Below are 15292 nucleotides of genomic sequence, written 5' to 3'. Positions count from 1 at the left end.
GTGACCCCCGACAGGGTAAGCCAGCGGCTCCTCGGGTTCGGGCCGCGCGCCCGGCTGGGGTTCGCGGCGCTTCTGGGCGCGCTCGCGGCCCTGGGCCAGGCGCCGTTCGATCTCGCCTTCCTCGCCCTCGCGGCCTGGGCGGGTCTTTTCGCCCTTCTCGCCACCGCGCCCACGGCCCGCCGGGGCGCCGCCCTCGCCTGGGCCTTCGGGGCGGGGCATTTCGCCCTGGCGCTTCACTGGATTGTCGAGCCGTTCTTCGTCGATGCCGCCCGCCACGGCTGGATGGCGCCCTTTGCGCTTGTCTTCCTCGCCGGCGGCCTTGCGCTTTTCTGGGGCGGGGCCGGGTGGGTCGCCCTGCGCCTTGCGGGCGACCGGCCGATCCCCCGCGCCATCGCCGCCGCCGGTGCGCTTGCCCTCGCAGAATGGCTGCGCGGCTGGGTTTTCACGGGCTTTCCCTGGGCTGCGCCCGCGCAGATCTGGGCCGACGGCCCGGCCCGCGCGATCTTCGCCTGGACGGGCAGCGAGGGCTTCACGCTTCTTACCCTCCTTGCCGCCGCGCTGACCGGCGCGTGTCTCGCCCGCCGCCCGGCCCTCGCCGTTCCGGCCGGGGCGGCGCTCGTCCTGCCCGCCCTCGGCATCGGCAGCCTTCTGATGCCGCCGCCTGTCACGCTGCCCCCGGGCCAGCCGGTGATCCGCCTTGTCCAGCCCAACGCGCCCCAGCACGAGAAATGGGATCGCGACCACGTTCTGACATTCTACCAGCGCCAGCTGTCCTTCACCGCCGCGCCGGGCCGGCCCGACCTTGTCGTCTGGCCCGAAACCGCGATTCCCTGGTCGCTCGACCGCGCGGACGAGGCGCTGCGCCAGATCACCACGGCCTCGAACGGCATTCCCGTCGCCCTCGGGCTTCAGCGCCGGGGCGAAGACGGGGGCTGGCACAACAGCATGATCGTGACCGACGGGGCAGGGCGGGCGGACGCGGTTTACGACAAGCACCACCTCGTGCCCTTCGGGGAATACATGCCGCTTTCGGGCCTCGCCCAGGCCGCCGGTATCGCCGGGCTCGCGGCGAACAGCCTCGCGGGCTTCGCCCCCGGCCCCGGCCCCGTCACCCTCGATCTGGGCCGCGCGGGCCGGGCCCTTCCGCTCATCTGTTACGAGCTTATCTTTCCCCGCAACATCCGAGGCGCGGCGGAGCGGCCCGATTTCCTGCTTCACATCACCAACGACGCCTGGTTCGGTGAAACCGCGGGGCCGCAGCAGCATTTCGCCCAGGCCCGGATCCGCGCGGCGGAATTCGGGCTTCCCGTGCTTCGGGCCGCCAATACCGGCATCTCGGCGCTCATAGATCCGGCCGGCCGCGTGCTTGTCAGCCTGCCCTTGGGCGAAGAGGGTTACATCGACGTCGCCCTGCCCGCGCCCTATGCGCCCACGCTTTATGCACGATCTGGCCCGCTTCCCTGGGTGGCCGCAGCACTGTTTCTTCTGCTGCTCGCAGGGCGTCCCCGCAGAAAACCGGATTGACCGCGCCCGCGCGCTTCTCTAACCCGTTGATCTGCACCGTCACAACGGCTTCCTGGCGTGGCGGATCGAACTCTAATGGAGCACCATTCATGTCCCGCCAAGATTACATCTTCACCTCCGAAAGCGTTTCGGAGGGTCATCCCGACAAGGTCTGCGACCGTATCTCCGACGCCGTCCTCGATGCGTTCCTCACCGAACAGCCCGACGCCCGCGTCGCCTGTGAAACCTTCGCCACCTCGTCGCTCGTGGTCATCGGCGGCGAAGTCGGCCTGAAGGATCAGGAACGGCTAAAGGATTACATGGGCCGGATCGGCCAGATCGCCCGCGATTGCATCCGCGACATCGGCTATGAACAGGACAAGTTCCACTGGAACACCTGTCACGTGCTGAACTTCCTGCACGAACAATCCGCGCATATCGCCCAGGGCGTCGATGCGAAGGACAACAAGGACGAGGGCGCGGGCGACCAGGGCATCATGTTCGGCTATGCGGTGAACGAAACGCCCGATCTGATGCCGGCCCCGATCCAGTATTCCCATGCCATCCTGCGCCGCCTTGCCGAGGCGCGGAAATCCGGCGCCGAGCCGACCCTGCGGCCCGACGCGAAATCGCAGATCTCGCTGCGCTACGAAGGCGGAAAGCCGGTCGAAGTTACCTCGATCGTGCTCTCCACCCAGCATGAAAGCGAGGATCAGTCTTCCGACGATATCCGCGCGATCGTCGAGCCCTACATCCGCGAGGTCGTGCCGGGCGAATGGCTGACCGACAAGACGGAATGGTGGATCAACCCCACCGGCACCTTCGTGATCGGCGGGCCCGACGGCGATGCGGGGCTCACGGGCCGCAAGATCATCGTCGACACCTATGGCGGCGCGGCCCCCCATGGCGGCGGCGCGTTTTCCGGCAAGGATCCGACGAAGGTCGACCGGTCCGCGGCCTATGCCGCGCGGTATCTCGCGAAGAACGTGGTGGCGGCGGGGCTTGCCGATCGCTGCACGATCCAGCTCAGCTATGCGATCGGCGTGTCGAAACCGCTGTCGATCTATGCCGACCTGCACGGCACGGGCGAAATCGATCCGGTGGCCATCGAACAGGCGATCCCGAAGGTGATGGATCTGAGCCCCCGCGGCATCCGCGAGCATCTTGACCTGAACCGCCCGATCTACCAGCGCACCTCGGCCTATGGCCATTTCGGGCGGAAGCCCGATGCCGATGGCGGGTTCAGCTGGGAAAAGACCGATCTCGCCGAGGCGCTGAAGAAGGCGCTCTGAGCGGGCCGGTTCGCCGCCCCGCCCCACCCGAACGAAAAAGGCCGCGGCAAACGCCGCGGCCCTTTTTTGTCCCGACTGACGGCGTGCGTCAGTTCTTCGCGTAATATTCGACGACGAGGTTCGGTTCCATCATCACCGGGTAGGGCACGTCGCCCAGCGCCGGGGTGCGCACGAAGGTCGCCACCATCTTCGAATGATCCGCCTCGATGTAATCGGGCACATCGCGCTCGGGCAGCTGAACGGCCTCCAGCACGACGGCAAGCTGCTTCGACTTGTCCCGCACCTCGATCACATCGCCTTCCTTCACGCGGTAGGAGGGGATGTTCACGCGGCTGCCGTTCACCTTCACGTGGCCGTGGTTCACGAACTGGCGCGCGGCGAACATGGTCGGCACGAATTTCGCGCGATAGACCACGGCGTCAAGCCGGCGCTCCAGCAGGCCGATCAGGTTCTCGCCGGTGTCGCCCTTCACCCGGGCCGCTTCGGCATAGATGCGCTTGAACTGCTTTTCGGTCAGGTCGCCGTAATAGCCCTTCAGCTTCTGCTTGGCGCGCAGCTGGATGCCGAAATCGCTAAGCTTGCCCTTGCGGCGCTGGCCGTGCTGGCCGGGGCCGTATTCGCGGCGGTTGACCGGGGATTTCGGACGCCCCCAGATGTTTTCGCCCATCCGGCGGTCGATCTTGTACTTGGCAGACGTGCGTTTCGTCACGGCTGATCTCCTTCTCATTCAAGTCCACTTCACCTTGCCCGAAAAAGGTATCCGCTTTTCGGGGTGAAGCGCGTGGAAGGGCGTTGTCCTCCTCCCCGGATTTTGCCGGGGCGACAGGCATCCCCTCGCGGGGGCCACCAACACCAATGAAGCGGCGCTTATACAGGGGTTCCGGGGCATGTCAACAGCGCCGGAGGCGGGGATCAGAACGCCGCCGCCTCGTGGCGCAGGATCGCGGCTTCCGACCGCGTGAGTTCCCGCCGGGCCGCGGCGCCGTAGCCGTGCGGATCGCTTTCGATCCCCGGCACGATCTCGGCCAGCCGCGCCCTCTGATCCGGGCTTACCGTGTCGAGATTGGTCGAGGCCGGGTGGAAGCTTTCGGTTTCCACCCCGTTCGCCCAGACCACGTGGTGCCGGGGCAGAAGCAGATGCACGTATTCCACCTCGCGCAGCGTGTGGTCGCGGGAGATCGTGCGATCGTTCATCAGGTCGTCGGCGGCCACCAGCACCTCGTCGGTGTTGAAAAGCGCGCGCGCCACGGCGCCCCGCACCAGCACCTTGTGCCGCGGCGAGACGACAAGATCGTCATTCGGGTCGCCCGAGCCCAGCGCGCCCGCGCGGATCCGGATGGGTCTGAGTTCGGGCATCGCGTAAAGCCGCGCGCCGCTCATCCGGCGGCGGCCGATCCAGACGATCTCCTGCGCGCCGCCGTCGACGGTGTCTATCCGGTCGCCTTCCGCCAGATCCTCCACCGGCACCTCGCCCGCAGGCGTGCGAAGCCGGGTGCCGCGGGTGAAGCAGATGACGCCGGTGGGGCTTTCGGTGATCCGGTTGAAATGGCCGCTATGGGCGATGCCCTCGGCGACCCAGAGCATGCGGCCCGAGGGCGGCATCGCGCCCACGAACATCAGAAGGGGGCGGGCAAGCTCGGCCACCTCGACCAGCATGGCCGACCAGATCCGGCGGCCATCGGTCACCTTGAAGGCATGGTTCAGAAGCGCGTCGTCGAAGGTGCCGCCGCTCTGGGCGCGCAGCGGCGCCATGTCGGCGCCGAGGATCCGCCGCGCGGCGGCGGCGGCGCGGGCCTGAAGCGCCTCCTGTCCAAGCGGATGATCGAGCGGCAGGATATCGGCGGGCCCGTCCACCCGTGTGGGGGTTCCCGTCCAGCTCCATGTCACGCCCGGTTCGAGCGCCGAAAGCGGCGCGCCGCGCAAGCCGTCGACTTCGGTTTGCGACCATGAGATGACAAACGTGCAATCCCTGCCCGTTCGCATTGCCTGAATATCCGCCTGCTATTTTCTTTTTTGTTGTCCCCTCTTAGCAAACCCGGGGCGATCTGTGAATCCCCTGAAGCGAACAATCTGCGGGTTTGACTCTGCGGCAGGCCCGTACGGGCGTCTGACCGAACCGCCGCCGTCCCCGCCCGGGCCGCTGGCGTGCCTGTTCGACGCGCTGCCGCGCTCTCCCGCGTCTGTCCGCGGTGCCGCCGCAAGCGCCTCGAGCAGGGGCTGCTCTTCCAAGGCAGCTGTCTGTCCGTCCGGTGTTCTGCCGTGTTCGCCCCCGGCGCAATCTCGTTTGCCCGAACCACGCCCATGCCCGCCCGGGCCGCTGCCGCGTTCTCTCGAGGCAACCGGGTGCCCGTCTTCGACGCCGCCGCGCCTGCCCCAGCGGCCGCATGGCTCGCCCAGGGCGCCGCCGGGCCGGTCCGCCGGCCGCAACTGGTTTCAGCGGCGGCCCCTCTCTGCCTTCCGCCCTCAGGCCTCCGCCATCAGGGGCGCTTCCGCCGGGGCCGCGGCATAGGCCGTCAGCATCCGTGCCACCACCGTCTCGACGACCTTCGGGCGCACATGCACATTGTCCTCTCCGAAGGCGCTGAGGCCCGCCGTCGTCACGGTCTCGTAGCTCGGGAAATAATCGACGCCCGGAAAGGCCCCTGCCACCTCTTCCGCCACCACGCGCAGAAGCGCCTTGGAATAGGCATTGGCCGTCACCGCGTCGCCGCCGGTGAACGTCAGCTGCAATGGCACGGGCGAAACCGTCAGAACCACATTGCGCGCGCCCCCCGACCGCAGCCGCCCGACAAGATCGAACACCAGCGACTGGCAGGCCGCATGCCCCAGGCGCCGGAAGGCGAACCGCCCGGGATGGGCGCGCAGGAACCGCGCGGGCGGCGCTTCGTTCAGCCAGATCGCGTCTTCCAGATCATACCAGCATTCGATCAGCCCGAGCGTCACGATCGCCGTCCCGGCCCGCGCCAGCCCGGCTTGATAAAGCGCCGCGATCTCCGCCCGCCGCGCCAGCGCGCGCTCTTCCGTCACGGCGCGCGATCCGGTGGCCAGAAGCGCATCCACCACCTTGCCGCCTGGGGCCGGGTAAAGCCCCCTGCGGCCCTCCACCCCGCCAGAGACGCAGGCCAGCATGGTGCCCGGGTTGTACTGGTTCAGAATCCGGTTCGGCCGCCCCGGTGCCTCTTCTGGCGGGGCGCGGAACCTTGCGGTGGGCACATCCATGCCCGCCGCGATCAGCGCCTCTTCCACGTTCCGTGCGAAACAGGATCCGATGGTGAACACCGTGCTGCCCCGGGGAATGGCGAAGCCCGGGCGCAGATCGGGAAAGATCAGCCCGCCGGGGATGAACCGGGGATCGCCCCGGTCGGGATATTTCCGGCTGTCGTTCTTCAGGGTTGCGGCAAGGGTGGCGGCGCCTTCGGCATCCATGGGCAGATCTCCGGTCTGATGACCGGCGGTCTAACCCAGATACCCTATGGTAAGGTTAACGCCGCCCCGCCCTTCATGTGGCCGGAAATATCCCGGGGGAGGGCCGGATCCGCGATCCGGACCGGGGGCAGAGCCCCCTCAGATCGCCGCATCCACCCTCAGCCGCATTTCGAATGCCCGCAGGAGCGGCAGGTCATGCAGCCCTCGATCATCACCATGTCGTACTGGCCGCAGGCCGGGCAGGCGGCGCCGCGGCTGCCGGGCAGGTTCACCACCTGAGCGCGCGGGTCGGATTTGAGCCCCATGCCCTCGCCTTCGAGAAATCCGATCGACACCATGTGCCGCTCGATGACCCCGCCAATGGCGGCGAGGATCGACGGCACGTATTTGCCTTCCATCCAGGCCCCGCCGCGGGGGTCGAACACCGCCTTCAGCTCCTCCACCACGAAGGACACGTCGCCGCCCCGCCGGAATACGGCCGAGATCATCCGGGTCAGCGCCACCGTCCAGGCGAAATGCTCCATGTTCTTCGAATTGATGAAGATCTCGAAGGGCCGCCGCTTGCCGCCCACGATCACGTCGTTGATCGTGATATAGATCGCGTGGTTCGAATCCGGCCATTTGAGCTTGTAGGTCTGGCCTTCCAGCGCCTGGGGCCGGTCGAGTGGTTCGGTGATCCAGACGACATCGCCATGGGGCGTGGCGGGTTCCGCCGCGCTGCGCGAGACCACCTCGGGGGCGGCAGATGCCGGGCCATGAGTATTTTCGCCAAAATGAAGGGCAGGGCCGTCCCCTTCGCCGAAGAGAAGCCAGCGCGGGGTGACGCCCAGCGCCTCGGCCACCGCGCGGGCGTCGCGGTTGGTGGGTTTCTTGCCGTCGTCCCAGGAGGCGATCCGGTCGGGATCGACCCCGGCATTGGCCGCGAGCGTCGGGATGTCGGTGATCCCCACGGCGGCCGCGGCGGCCTCGATCCGGCCCGCGATCGTGTCGGGCTTCGGCGCCGGTTTCGGCGTTTCCTCGGCGGCCACGCTCAGCACCGAACCGGTCACCGCGTTCGGCCGGTAGGTGGTGCAGCCCTTGCAGCCCGTCTCATAGGCCTGCAGGTAGACATCCTTGAACGCCTCGAAGGAGATATCGGCCGGGCAGTTGATCGTCTTCGAGATCGAGCTGTCGACCCATTCCTGCGCCGCGGCCTGCATCTTCACATGCTCCGCGGGCGTCAGTTCCTGGGCGTTGACGAAATACCCGGGCAGGTCCGCGTCGCCGTGAAGATCGCGCCACATCTGAACGGCGTAATCGACGACCTCCTCCTCGGTGCGCGAGCCGTCCTTCTGCAGGACCTTGCGGGTATAGGCATAGGCGAAGACGGGCTCGATCCCGGAAGAGACGTTGCCGGCATAAAGGCTGATCGTGCCGGTGGGCGCGATCGAGGTGAGAAGCGCGTTGCGGATGCCGTGATCGGCGATCGCGGCGCGCACGTCCTCGTCCATCGCCGCCATCGCGCCGCTTGCCAGGAATTTCTCGGCATCGAACAGCGGGAAGGCCCCCTTTTCCTTCGCAAGCTCGACCGAGGCGAGGTAGGCCGCGCGCGCGATGCGTTTCAGCCATGCGCCGGTCTGCGCCGCCGCGTCGTCGGAGCCGTAGAGCAGCCCCGTCATCAAAAGCGCGTCGGCCAGCCCCGTGACGCCAAGCCCGATGCGTCTCTTGTTCGCCGCCTCCTCCGCCTGCTGGGGCAGGGGGAAGCGCGAGGCGTCGACGACATTGTCCATCATCCGCACGGCGGTGGCGACAAGCTCGTCGAGCGCGTCTTCGTCCAGCGCGGCCTCTTCGGTGAAGGGCGCCGTCACCAGCCGGGCGAGGTTGACCGAGCCCAGAAGGCAGGCGCCGTAAGGCGGCAGGGGCTGTTCGCCGCAGGGATTGGTGGCCGCGATCGTCTCGGCATAGGCGAGGTTGTTCATCGCGTTGATCCGGTCGATGAAGATCACGCCCGGTTCGGCATAATCATAGGTGGCCCGCATGATCCGGTTCCACAGATCGCGGGCGTCGATGGTGCGGTAGACCTTGCCCTCGAAGACAAGATCCCATTGCTTGCCGGCCTTCACCGCTTCCATGAACGGATCGGTGACGAGGACCGAGACGTTGAAGTTCCGCAGCCGCGCGGGATCGGATTTCGCGGCCACGAAATCCTCGATATCGGGGTGATCGCAGCGCATCGTCGCCATCATCGCGCCGCGGCGCGAGCCGGCGGACATGATCGTGCGGCACATCGCATCCCAGACATCCATGAAGGAGAGCGGCCCCGAGGCGTCGGCGGCCACGCCCTTCACATCCGCGCCCTTGGGCCGGATGGTCGAGAAATCATAGCCGATGCCGCCGCCCTGCTGCATCGTCAGCGCGGCCTCTTTCAGCCCTTCGAAGATGCCCGACATCGAATCGGGGATCGTGCCCATGACGAAGCAGTTGAAGAGGGTGACCGAGCGGTTCGTGCCCGCCCCCGCCACGATCCGGCCGGCGGGGAGGTAGCGGAAATCCTCAAGCGCCGCGTAGAACCTGTCTTCCCAGGCCTTCGGATCTTTTTCGCCTTCGGCCAGTGCCCGCGCGATCCGCCGCCAGGTATCCTCCACCGTCCCGTCGAGGGGCGTGCCCTCGGCATCCTTCAGGCGGTACTTCATGTCCCAGATTTGCTCGGCAATGGGGGCGGCGAAGCGGGTCATGCGGGTGTCTCTTTGTTCTGAAAGGCCCTCAAAGATAGCGGCTGCCCGCGATTCCCACAAGAACTTGCAGCCACCGTCTGGTGGACTACGATATACGGTGTGGCATGTGGACGACTCTGTGGATAACTACGTCAATCTTCTGAAACTCTGCGTGGGGGCCGAGACGGTGAAGGATCTCACCGACTGGCAGGCTTCGGCGCGCGCGAAAGGGCCCGACGGGCTGCCGCGCCACGTCACGCGGATGTGGCCGAAGCGGGCCGAGGAAATCCTGAACGGCGGCTCGCTTTACTGGGTGTTCAAGGGCGTGGTGCTGGCGCGCCAGCGGATCCTCAGGCTCGACGAGGTGGACCGGGGCGACGGCATCACCCGCTGCGGGCTTGTGCTGGAGCCCCAGGTGGTGCGGACCGAGGCGATGCCGAAACGACCCTTCCAGGGCTGGCGCTATCTTGCGCCGAAGGATGCGCCCCGGGATCTGACCGGGGCGCGGGCGGCGGACAGCGCGCAACTGCCGCCGAAACTTCTGGCCGCGCTTGCGGATATCGGCGTGCGGTGAACGCGGGGCCCTGCCGGTCGCCAGTGTCGCCCGGAGCAATGGCGCTCCGATGACGACCCCGGGATATGTCCGGCCACATGAAGGGGGGCGTCGCGCCCCGGGGAAGACGGTGCTATGACGCGCTGACAGCTTCGGAGGCCCCATGCAACTCTTCGTCGGGCTCGGCAATCCCGGGCCGAAATACGCGATGAACCGCCACAATATCGGCTTCATGGCGCTCGACCGGATCGCCGGGGATCACGGGTTCTCGCCCTGGCGGGCGAAGTTCCAGGGCGTGATCGCCGAGGGCCGGCTGGGGCGCGAGAAGGTGGTGCTTCTGAAGCCCGAGACCTTCATGAACCGCTCCGGCCAGTCGGTGGGCGAGGCGATGCGGTTTTTCAAGCTGACGCCCGGGGACATCACCGTCTTTCACGACGAGATCGACCTGGCGCCCGGCAAGCTGAAGGTGAAATCGGGCGGCGGGCATGCGGGCCATAACGGGCTCAGATCGCTGCATGGCCATATCGGCGAGGGCTATGCCCGGGTGCGGATGGGCGTGGGCCATCCCGGCCACAAGGATGCGGTGGCGGGCTATGTGCTGAGGGATTTTCCGAAGGCCGACCAGGACTGGCTGGATGACATGCTGCGCGGGATTTCCGACGGGGCGGCGGCCCTGGCGGAGGGCGATGCGGGGCGGTTCATGAACGCGGTGGCGCTTCGGCTGAACCCGCCCCGGTCGGGAACGGGCCGGAAGGCGGCGGATGCGCCTGATCCTGGCCCCGCGCCGGAGGCCGAGGCCCAGCGCGAGGTCCAGCGCGAGGCCCCGCCGGAGGCACCCAAATCCGCGCTGCAGCGGTTGGTGGAGAAGTTCCGGTGAATGCGCTCAGGGCCGTGTTCAAGCGGCAGGCGGGGGCCTGCGCCGATCTCGATTCGCCCTTCATGGCAAGGCTCATGGGCCTTTTCGCCGCGCGGCTTGCCCCCGGCACGGCGGTGGCCGACCGGATTCTGGGCTGGGAGGGCGATCCCTCGCCCTTGGGCGATTCCGTGCCGCTTCGGATCGCGGGCGGGCTTCATGCGCTCAGGCGCGCGGGCTATCCCGGGCTTCTGGCCGTCTACCCGCCGCAGGAGGCGGATGACGATATGCTCTGGGCCGCCGTGATGCGGGCATTCGAAAGCGAAAGCGCGCATCTTCTGGCCTGGCTCGACCAGCCGCCGCAGACGAACGAGGTGCGGCGCGCCGCGGCGCTGATCCCGGCCCTGCACCTGGCCGCGGCGCGGTTCGGGATGCCGGTGCGGCTGACGGAAATCGGCACCTCGGCGGGGCTGAACCTGCGCGCCGATGCGTTTCACCTGGAGGCGGGCGGGGAAAGCTATGGCCCCGCCGATGCGCCCGTGCGGCTTGCCCCGGACTGGAGCGGGCCGACGCCCCGGCGCGCGCCGGTGGAGGTTGTCGCGCGCACCGGGATCGACATCGCGCCGATCGACCCCGAGCGCGAGGGCGCGCGGCTTCTGGCCTATCTCTGGCCCGACCAGCCCGACCGGATCGCACGCACCTCGGCCGCCATCGCGCTTGCGCGCCGCATCCCGGCGGAGATCGTGGCGCAGGACGCTGCCGATTGGCTGGCCGGCCCCGGGCTCGCCCCGGTGCCCGGCGCGCTGCACCTGTTGTTTCACACCATCGCCTGGCAATACCTGCCCGCCGACGCGCGCGCGCGGGGCGATGCGCTGATCGCCGAAGCCGGGGCGCGGGCCACCGAAGAGGCCCCGCTCGCGCGTTTCGCGATGGAGGCGGGGACGGGCGGCGCGGCGCTGAGCTTGCAGCTTTGGCCCGATGGGCGCAGGATCGACCTGGGCCTGGCGGATTACCATGGCCGCTGGGTGCGCTGGTCAGACGACGGGGGACAGATCCGATGACACCGGATGCATCGCTGAATGTTCTGGGCGAGCCTCTGGAAAGCTGTTCGCGCGAGCCGCTGACGGGGTTTTTCCGCGACGGGGCCTGCAACACCTGTGCCGAGGATCGCGGCTCTCACACTGTCTGCGCGGTGATGACGGCGGAATTCCTGGCCTTTTCGAAATACGTGGGCAACGACCTGTCGACGCCGCGGCCCGAATACGGGTTTCCGGGGCTGAACCCGGGGGATCAGTGGTGCCTCTGCGCCGGGCGGTTCCTGCAGGCCGCCGACGAGGGCGTGGGCCCCGAGATCCGGCTGGCGGCGACCCACAGGAAGGCCCTGGAGATCGTGCCGATCGAGATTCTGAAGCGCCATGCGCGGGATGCGGGCGAAGGCTAGTTCGCCATCAGATCGTCGATGAAGAGGCTGAGAAGCTGGGGCCGGCCCGAGACTCCGGCCTTGCGGTAGATCGCGTTGGTTTGCGCCTTCACGGTGCCTTCGCTGGTTTCCCGGAGTGCGGCGATTTCCTGGGTCGACATGCCCTTGATGGCGAAAAGCGCCACGTCGCGTTCGGCCGGTGTGAGCCCCCAGTCGTCGAAGCGTTCTTCGAGAACCTCCATGAAGGCGCCCGAGGCCACGCGCAGCGCCTCTTCCGCGCGTTCGCTGCGCAAGGTGGCGCTGCGCAGGGCCAGAGCGCCGAGCACGACGCCGAGGATCAGGCCGATGGCCGCGCCGATCTCGATCAGTTCGAGGATCTGCCAGCTGATCGGGGCCGAGACGAGGCCGAGGACGGAGGCGAGGATTTCCCACACGAAGATCGCGGCGCAGAGCGCCTGAACCGCGATGAGCAGGATAAGCCAGTGCCGCCGCATTACCGGCTGCCTCCGCCGCGGGGGCCGTCAGTCATCGTCGTCGCTGCCCCCGCCGCTGCCGGAGTTGTCGTCGCGGTCATCCCTGTCGTCGCGATCATCCCGGTCGTCGTCGCGATCGTCGTAATCGTCATCGTAATCGTCGCCGTCGTCCCAATCCCCGTCGCCGTCTTTCAGAAGGCGCTGATTGTCGTCGTCGCCGCCGTTCGAGGGGTAGAAATAATCACGTAATATCAGTCCATTGCGCGGATTTATCACGATCTCGCGCCGCCCGCGCTGGTTGCGGGCCACGATCCGCACGCGGCCCAGAAGGGTGCGGGCCGAGGTGATGCGGGTATAGCCGAGTTCCTGAAGCTGGCGGACGACACTGTCCGCGACCGAGGATTGCGCCAGCGCGGCCGACGGCAGGGCGGTGGCGGCCAGAAGAAGGGACAGGGCCTGTCTGCGGTTCATCTCGGTACCCCCAAACGCACGGGAGCACCCGGAACACAACGCTCCGGGTGCCCGATACTCATACGATCACCGGCGGCCCGAGGGCCAGCCCGTTGCGGCGATCAGTCGTCGTCGCTGTCGCGGTCATCGTCCTTGTCGTCGTCGCGGTCATCATCGTCATCATCGCGGTCGCCGCCCTTGTCATCGTCGCGATCGTCGTCGTCGTCATCATCGCGATCGTCGTCGTCATCGTCGTCGTCATGATCGTCGCCGTGATCATCATCATCATCATCATCATCATCATCATCATCGTCATCGTCATCGTCGTCGTCGTCGTCGTCGAGATCGTCGTCTTCGTTTCGGAACTCCTCTTCCGAGCGGGTGACGGCGCCGAGGCCGTTTTCGTCCAGCGCGTAGGAGCGTTCGACTTCGAGGGTGTCGCCCTCGGCCTCGACCCGCACGCGGTTCTTGCCGATGGACACCTTGATTTCGGTGAATTGCGACAGGCCGTAGGTGGCTTCCAGATCGGCGCGGACGGCGTCGACGATCTCGTCGGTCGAGGCGGCGCCGGCGACGAGGGCGGTGGTGCCCCAGAGGGCGGCTGCCGTGGCGAGGGTGCGTGAGGGTCTCATGGGTGATCGGTCCTTTCAGATCAGTGATATCCACTGACCCCAAATTGCCAGACACCGCGGCGCACGCGCTATCCGCACCGGGTTTATTCGGCGCGGTTAAGCCGTTGGTTTGCGGCCATAAACCTGAGTTTATGCCTTAGATTTCCACGCCCAGGGCGCGGGCGACGGTAAAGATATCCTTATCGCCGCGGCCGCACATGTTCATGCAGATGATGTGATCGGCCGGAAGATCCGGCGCGATTTTCGCCACATGGGCCAGCGCATGCGACGGTTCGAGGGCGGGAATGATGCCTTCCGTTTCGCAGGACAGCCGGAACGCCTCCAGCGCCTCCCTGTCCGTGATGGCCACGTATTCGGCGCGCCCGATGTCGTGCAGCCAGGCGTGTTCGGGGCCGATGCCGGGGTAGTCGAGACCGGCGGAGATCGAGAATCCCTCGAGGATCTGGCCATCGTCGTCCTGAAGAAGATACGTCCGGTTACCGTGGAGCACGCCGGGCCGCCCGCCGGTGAGCGAGGCGCAATGTTCCATCTTCTCGTTCACGCCCTTGCCGCCCGCCTCGACGCCGATGATCCGCACGTCGGTGTCGTCGAGGAAGGGGTAGAACAGCCCCATCGCGTTCGAACCGCCGCCGATCGCGGCGATGATCGTGTCGGGCAGCCGGCCTTCGGCCTCGCGCATCTGTTCCTTCGCTTCCTTGCCGATGATCGACTGGAAATCGCGAACCATGGCCGGGTAGGGGTGCGGCCCCGCCACCGTGCCGATGCAATAGAACGTGTCGCGCACATTCGTCACCCAATCGCGCAGCGCGTCGTTCATCGCATCCTTCAGCGTGCCGCGGCCCGAGGTGACGGGCACGACCTCGGCCCCCAGAAGCTTCATCCGGAAGACGTTGGGCTGCTGGCGTTCGACATCGTGCGCGCCCATGTAAACCACGCATTTCAAACCGAATTTCGCGCAGGCCGTGGCCGTGGCGACGCCGTGCTGGCCAGCCCCGGTTTCGGCGATGATCCGGGTCTTGCCCATGCGGCGGGCGAGGATGATCTGGCCGAGCACGTTGTTGATCTTGTGCGCGCCGGTGTGGTTGAGCTCGTCGCGCTTCATGTAGATTTTCGCGCCGCCCAGCCGTTCGGTCAGCCGCTCGGCGAAGTAAAGCGGCGAGGGGCGGCCGACATAGTGTTTCCAGAGAAACTCCATCTCGTCCCAGAACGACTGATCGGTCTTGGCCTTTTCGTATTCCGCCTCGAGATCGAGGATCAGGGGCATCAGGGTTTCGGAGACGAAACGGCCGCCGAAATCGCCGAACCGGCCCTTTTCGTCGGGGCCGGTCATGAAGGAGTTGATCAGGTCTTCGGGCATCATCGGATGGGTCCTCCCACGCACATCCGCCGGGGTGTAGCGTCTTCCCGGGCAGGGGTAAAGATGACCGGGGCGCGCGGTGGGGCAGGATTTCGGCGGGTCCGGCGGGTTGGGGCGCACAGGGCGTACACTGCGCGTACACAGGGCGTACACAGGCGGTACGCCGATTTTGCGGTTAACGGGGCGGACGGTGCCGGGAAGTGATAGCGAGTCGCTATCATCCGGGGAGATGGTAGCGAGTCGCTATCAGTTTGGGGGGGACCGGCCCGGAACAAGGCCCGCAGGGCCGCCGGGCCAGCGCATGCCCGTCCGGGCGGGCAGGCGCTTCTTGCGCGGTGGTTTTGCCGCTTTGGGTCTTTCGGGGTTGCGGGATAAAGCGCGCCGCTCGGAGGCCGGGCGCGCCTGCCCACGGGCATGCCCTGGCCCGGCTTCGCGCGAGGGGTCGACGGGGCGGTGACCGGCCCGGAACAAGGCCCGCAGGGCCGCCGGGCCGGCGCATGCCCGTTCCGGCGGGCAGGCGCTTCTTGCGCGGTGGTTTTGCCGCTCTGGGGCGTGCGGGGTTGCGGGATAAAGCGCGCGGTTCGGAGGGTGGGGGCGCCAGCCCACGGGCATGCCCTGGCCCGGCTAATTGCGAGGGGTC

At 67.5% G+C, this 15292-nt stretch carries 14 protein-coding genes and 1 riboswitch; of the genes, 6 read left to right on the top strand and 8 right to left on the bottom strand.

What is annotated here, in order from left to right:
* Entirely contained in the window at positions 1–1524 is a 1524-nt protein-coding gene (gene lnt / locus RXV90_RS05530) for an apolipoprotein N-acyltransferase (protein WP_316647425.1), read from the top strand.
* Between the two features lie 33 nt (positions 1525–1557).
* A riboswitch (SAM-SAH riboswitch) is annotated at positions 1558–1607 on the top strand.
* A gap of 6 nt (positions 1608–1613) precedes the next feature.
* A complete protein-coding gene (gene metK, locus RXV90_RS05525) occupies positions 1614–2795 on the top strand; it encodes a methionine adenosyltransferase (protein ID WP_316647423.1) in 1182 nt (393 codons plus the stop codon).
* Between the two features lie 88 nt (positions 2796–2883).
* Here the strand turns inward: metK and rpsD are convergent, their stop codons facing one another.
* The 4 genes from rpsD to RXV90_RS05505 form a co-directional block, all read right to left on the bottom strand.
* Positions 2884–3504 carry a 30S ribosomal protein S4 gene (gene rpsD, locus RXV90_RS05520; RefSeq protein ID WP_316647421.1) on the bottom strand — a complete coding sequence of 207 codons (621 nt, stop codon included), beginning with the start codon at positions 3502–3504 and terminating at the stop codon, positions 2884–2886.
* Positions 3505–3707: 203 nt separating this feature from the next.
* A complete protein-coding gene (locus tag RXV90_RS05515) occupies positions 3708–4778 on the bottom strand; it encodes a Hint domain-containing protein (protein WP_316647420.1) in 1071 nt (356 codons plus the stop codon).
* A 480-nt stretch (positions 4779–5258) separates the two neighbouring features.
* Positions 5259–6221 (bottom strand): GSCFA domain-containing protein, encoded by a 963-nt coding sequence (locus RXV90_RS05510; protein WP_316647418.1) that lies wholly within the window; start codon positions 6219–6221, stop codon positions 5259–5261.
* A 158-nt stretch (positions 6222–6379) separates the two neighbouring features.
* Positions 6380–8935 carry an adenosylcobalamin-dependent ribonucleoside-diphosphate reductase gene (locus tag RXV90_RS05505; RefSeq protein ID WP_316647417.1) on the bottom strand — a complete coding sequence of 852 codons (2556 nt, stop codon included), beginning with the start codon at positions 8933–8935 and terminating at the stop codon, positions 6380–6382.
* A 118-nt stretch (positions 8936–9053) separates the two neighbouring features.
* Between RXV90_RS05505 and RXV90_RS05500 the strand changes: the two genes are divergently transcribed.
* From RXV90_RS05500 to RXV90_RS05485, 4 genes are all read left to right on the top strand, one after another.
* Complete coding sequence (locus tag RXV90_RS05500) at positions 9054–9488, top strand: DUF1489 family protein (protein ID WP_316647416.1); 435 nt, start codon at positions 9054–9056, stop codon at positions 9486–9488.
* A gap of 142 nt (positions 9489–9630) precedes the next feature.
* Complete coding sequence (gene pth / locus RXV90_RS05495) at positions 9631–10344, top strand: aminoacyl-tRNA hydrolase (RefSeq protein ID WP_316647415.1); 714 nt, start codon at positions 9631–9633, stop codon at positions 10342–10344.
* Complete coding sequence (locus RXV90_RS05490; protein ID WP_316647413.1) at positions 10341–11381, top strand: DUF2332 domain-containing protein; 1041 nt, start codon at positions 10341–10343, stop codon at positions 11379–11381. The genes pth and RXV90_RS05490 overlap by 4 nt, the downstream gene beginning before the upstream one ends.
* Positions 11378–11761, top strand: coding sequence for a DUF2237 family protein (locus tag RXV90_RS05485; RefSeq protein WP_316647412.1), 384 nt, complete (start codon positions 11378–11380; stop codon positions 11759–11761). Before RXV90_RS05490 ends, RXV90_RS05485 begins: the two co-directional genes overlap by 4 nt.
* Here the strand turns inward: RXV90_RS05485 and RXV90_RS05480 are convergent.
* From RXV90_RS05480 to trpB, 4 genes are all read right to left on the bottom strand, one after another.
* Entirely contained in the window at positions 11758–12234 is a 477-nt protein-coding gene (locus RXV90_RS05480; protein WP_316647411.1) for a helix-turn-helix transcriptional regulator, read from the bottom strand. The two genes, RXV90_RS05485 and RXV90_RS05480, sit on opposite strands and share 4 nt — an antisense overlap.
* 27 nt (positions 12235–12261) lie before the next feature.
* Positions 12262–12684 carry a hypothetical protein gene (locus RXV90_RS05475; protein WP_316647409.1) on the bottom strand — a complete coding sequence of 141 codons (423 nt, stop codon included), beginning with the start codon at positions 12682–12684 and terminating at the stop codon, positions 12262–12264.
* A gap of 101 nt (positions 12685–12785) precedes the next feature.
* Positions 12786–13295 (bottom strand): hypothetical protein, encoded by a 510-nt coding sequence (locus RXV90_RS05470; protein WP_316647407.1) that lies wholly within the window; start codon positions 13293–13295, stop codon positions 12786–12788.
* A gap of 136 nt (positions 13296–13431) precedes the next feature.
* Complete coding sequence (trpB, locus tag RXV90_RS05465; RefSeq protein ID WP_316647602.1) at positions 13432–14652, bottom strand: tryptophan synthase subunit beta; 1221 nt, start codon at positions 14650–14652, stop codon at positions 13432–13434.
* Positions 14653–15292 lie beyond the last annotated feature (640 nt).

This window comes from Ovoidimarina sediminis (assembly GCF_032586175.1).
GTDB classification, from domain to species: Bacteria; Pseudomonadota; Alphaproteobacteria; order Rhodobacterales; family Rhodobacteraceae; genus Ovoidimarina; species Ovoidimarina sediminis.
Note: the sequence above shows the minus strand (reverse complement) of the source record. Positions and strands in the feature narration are given on the sequence as shown.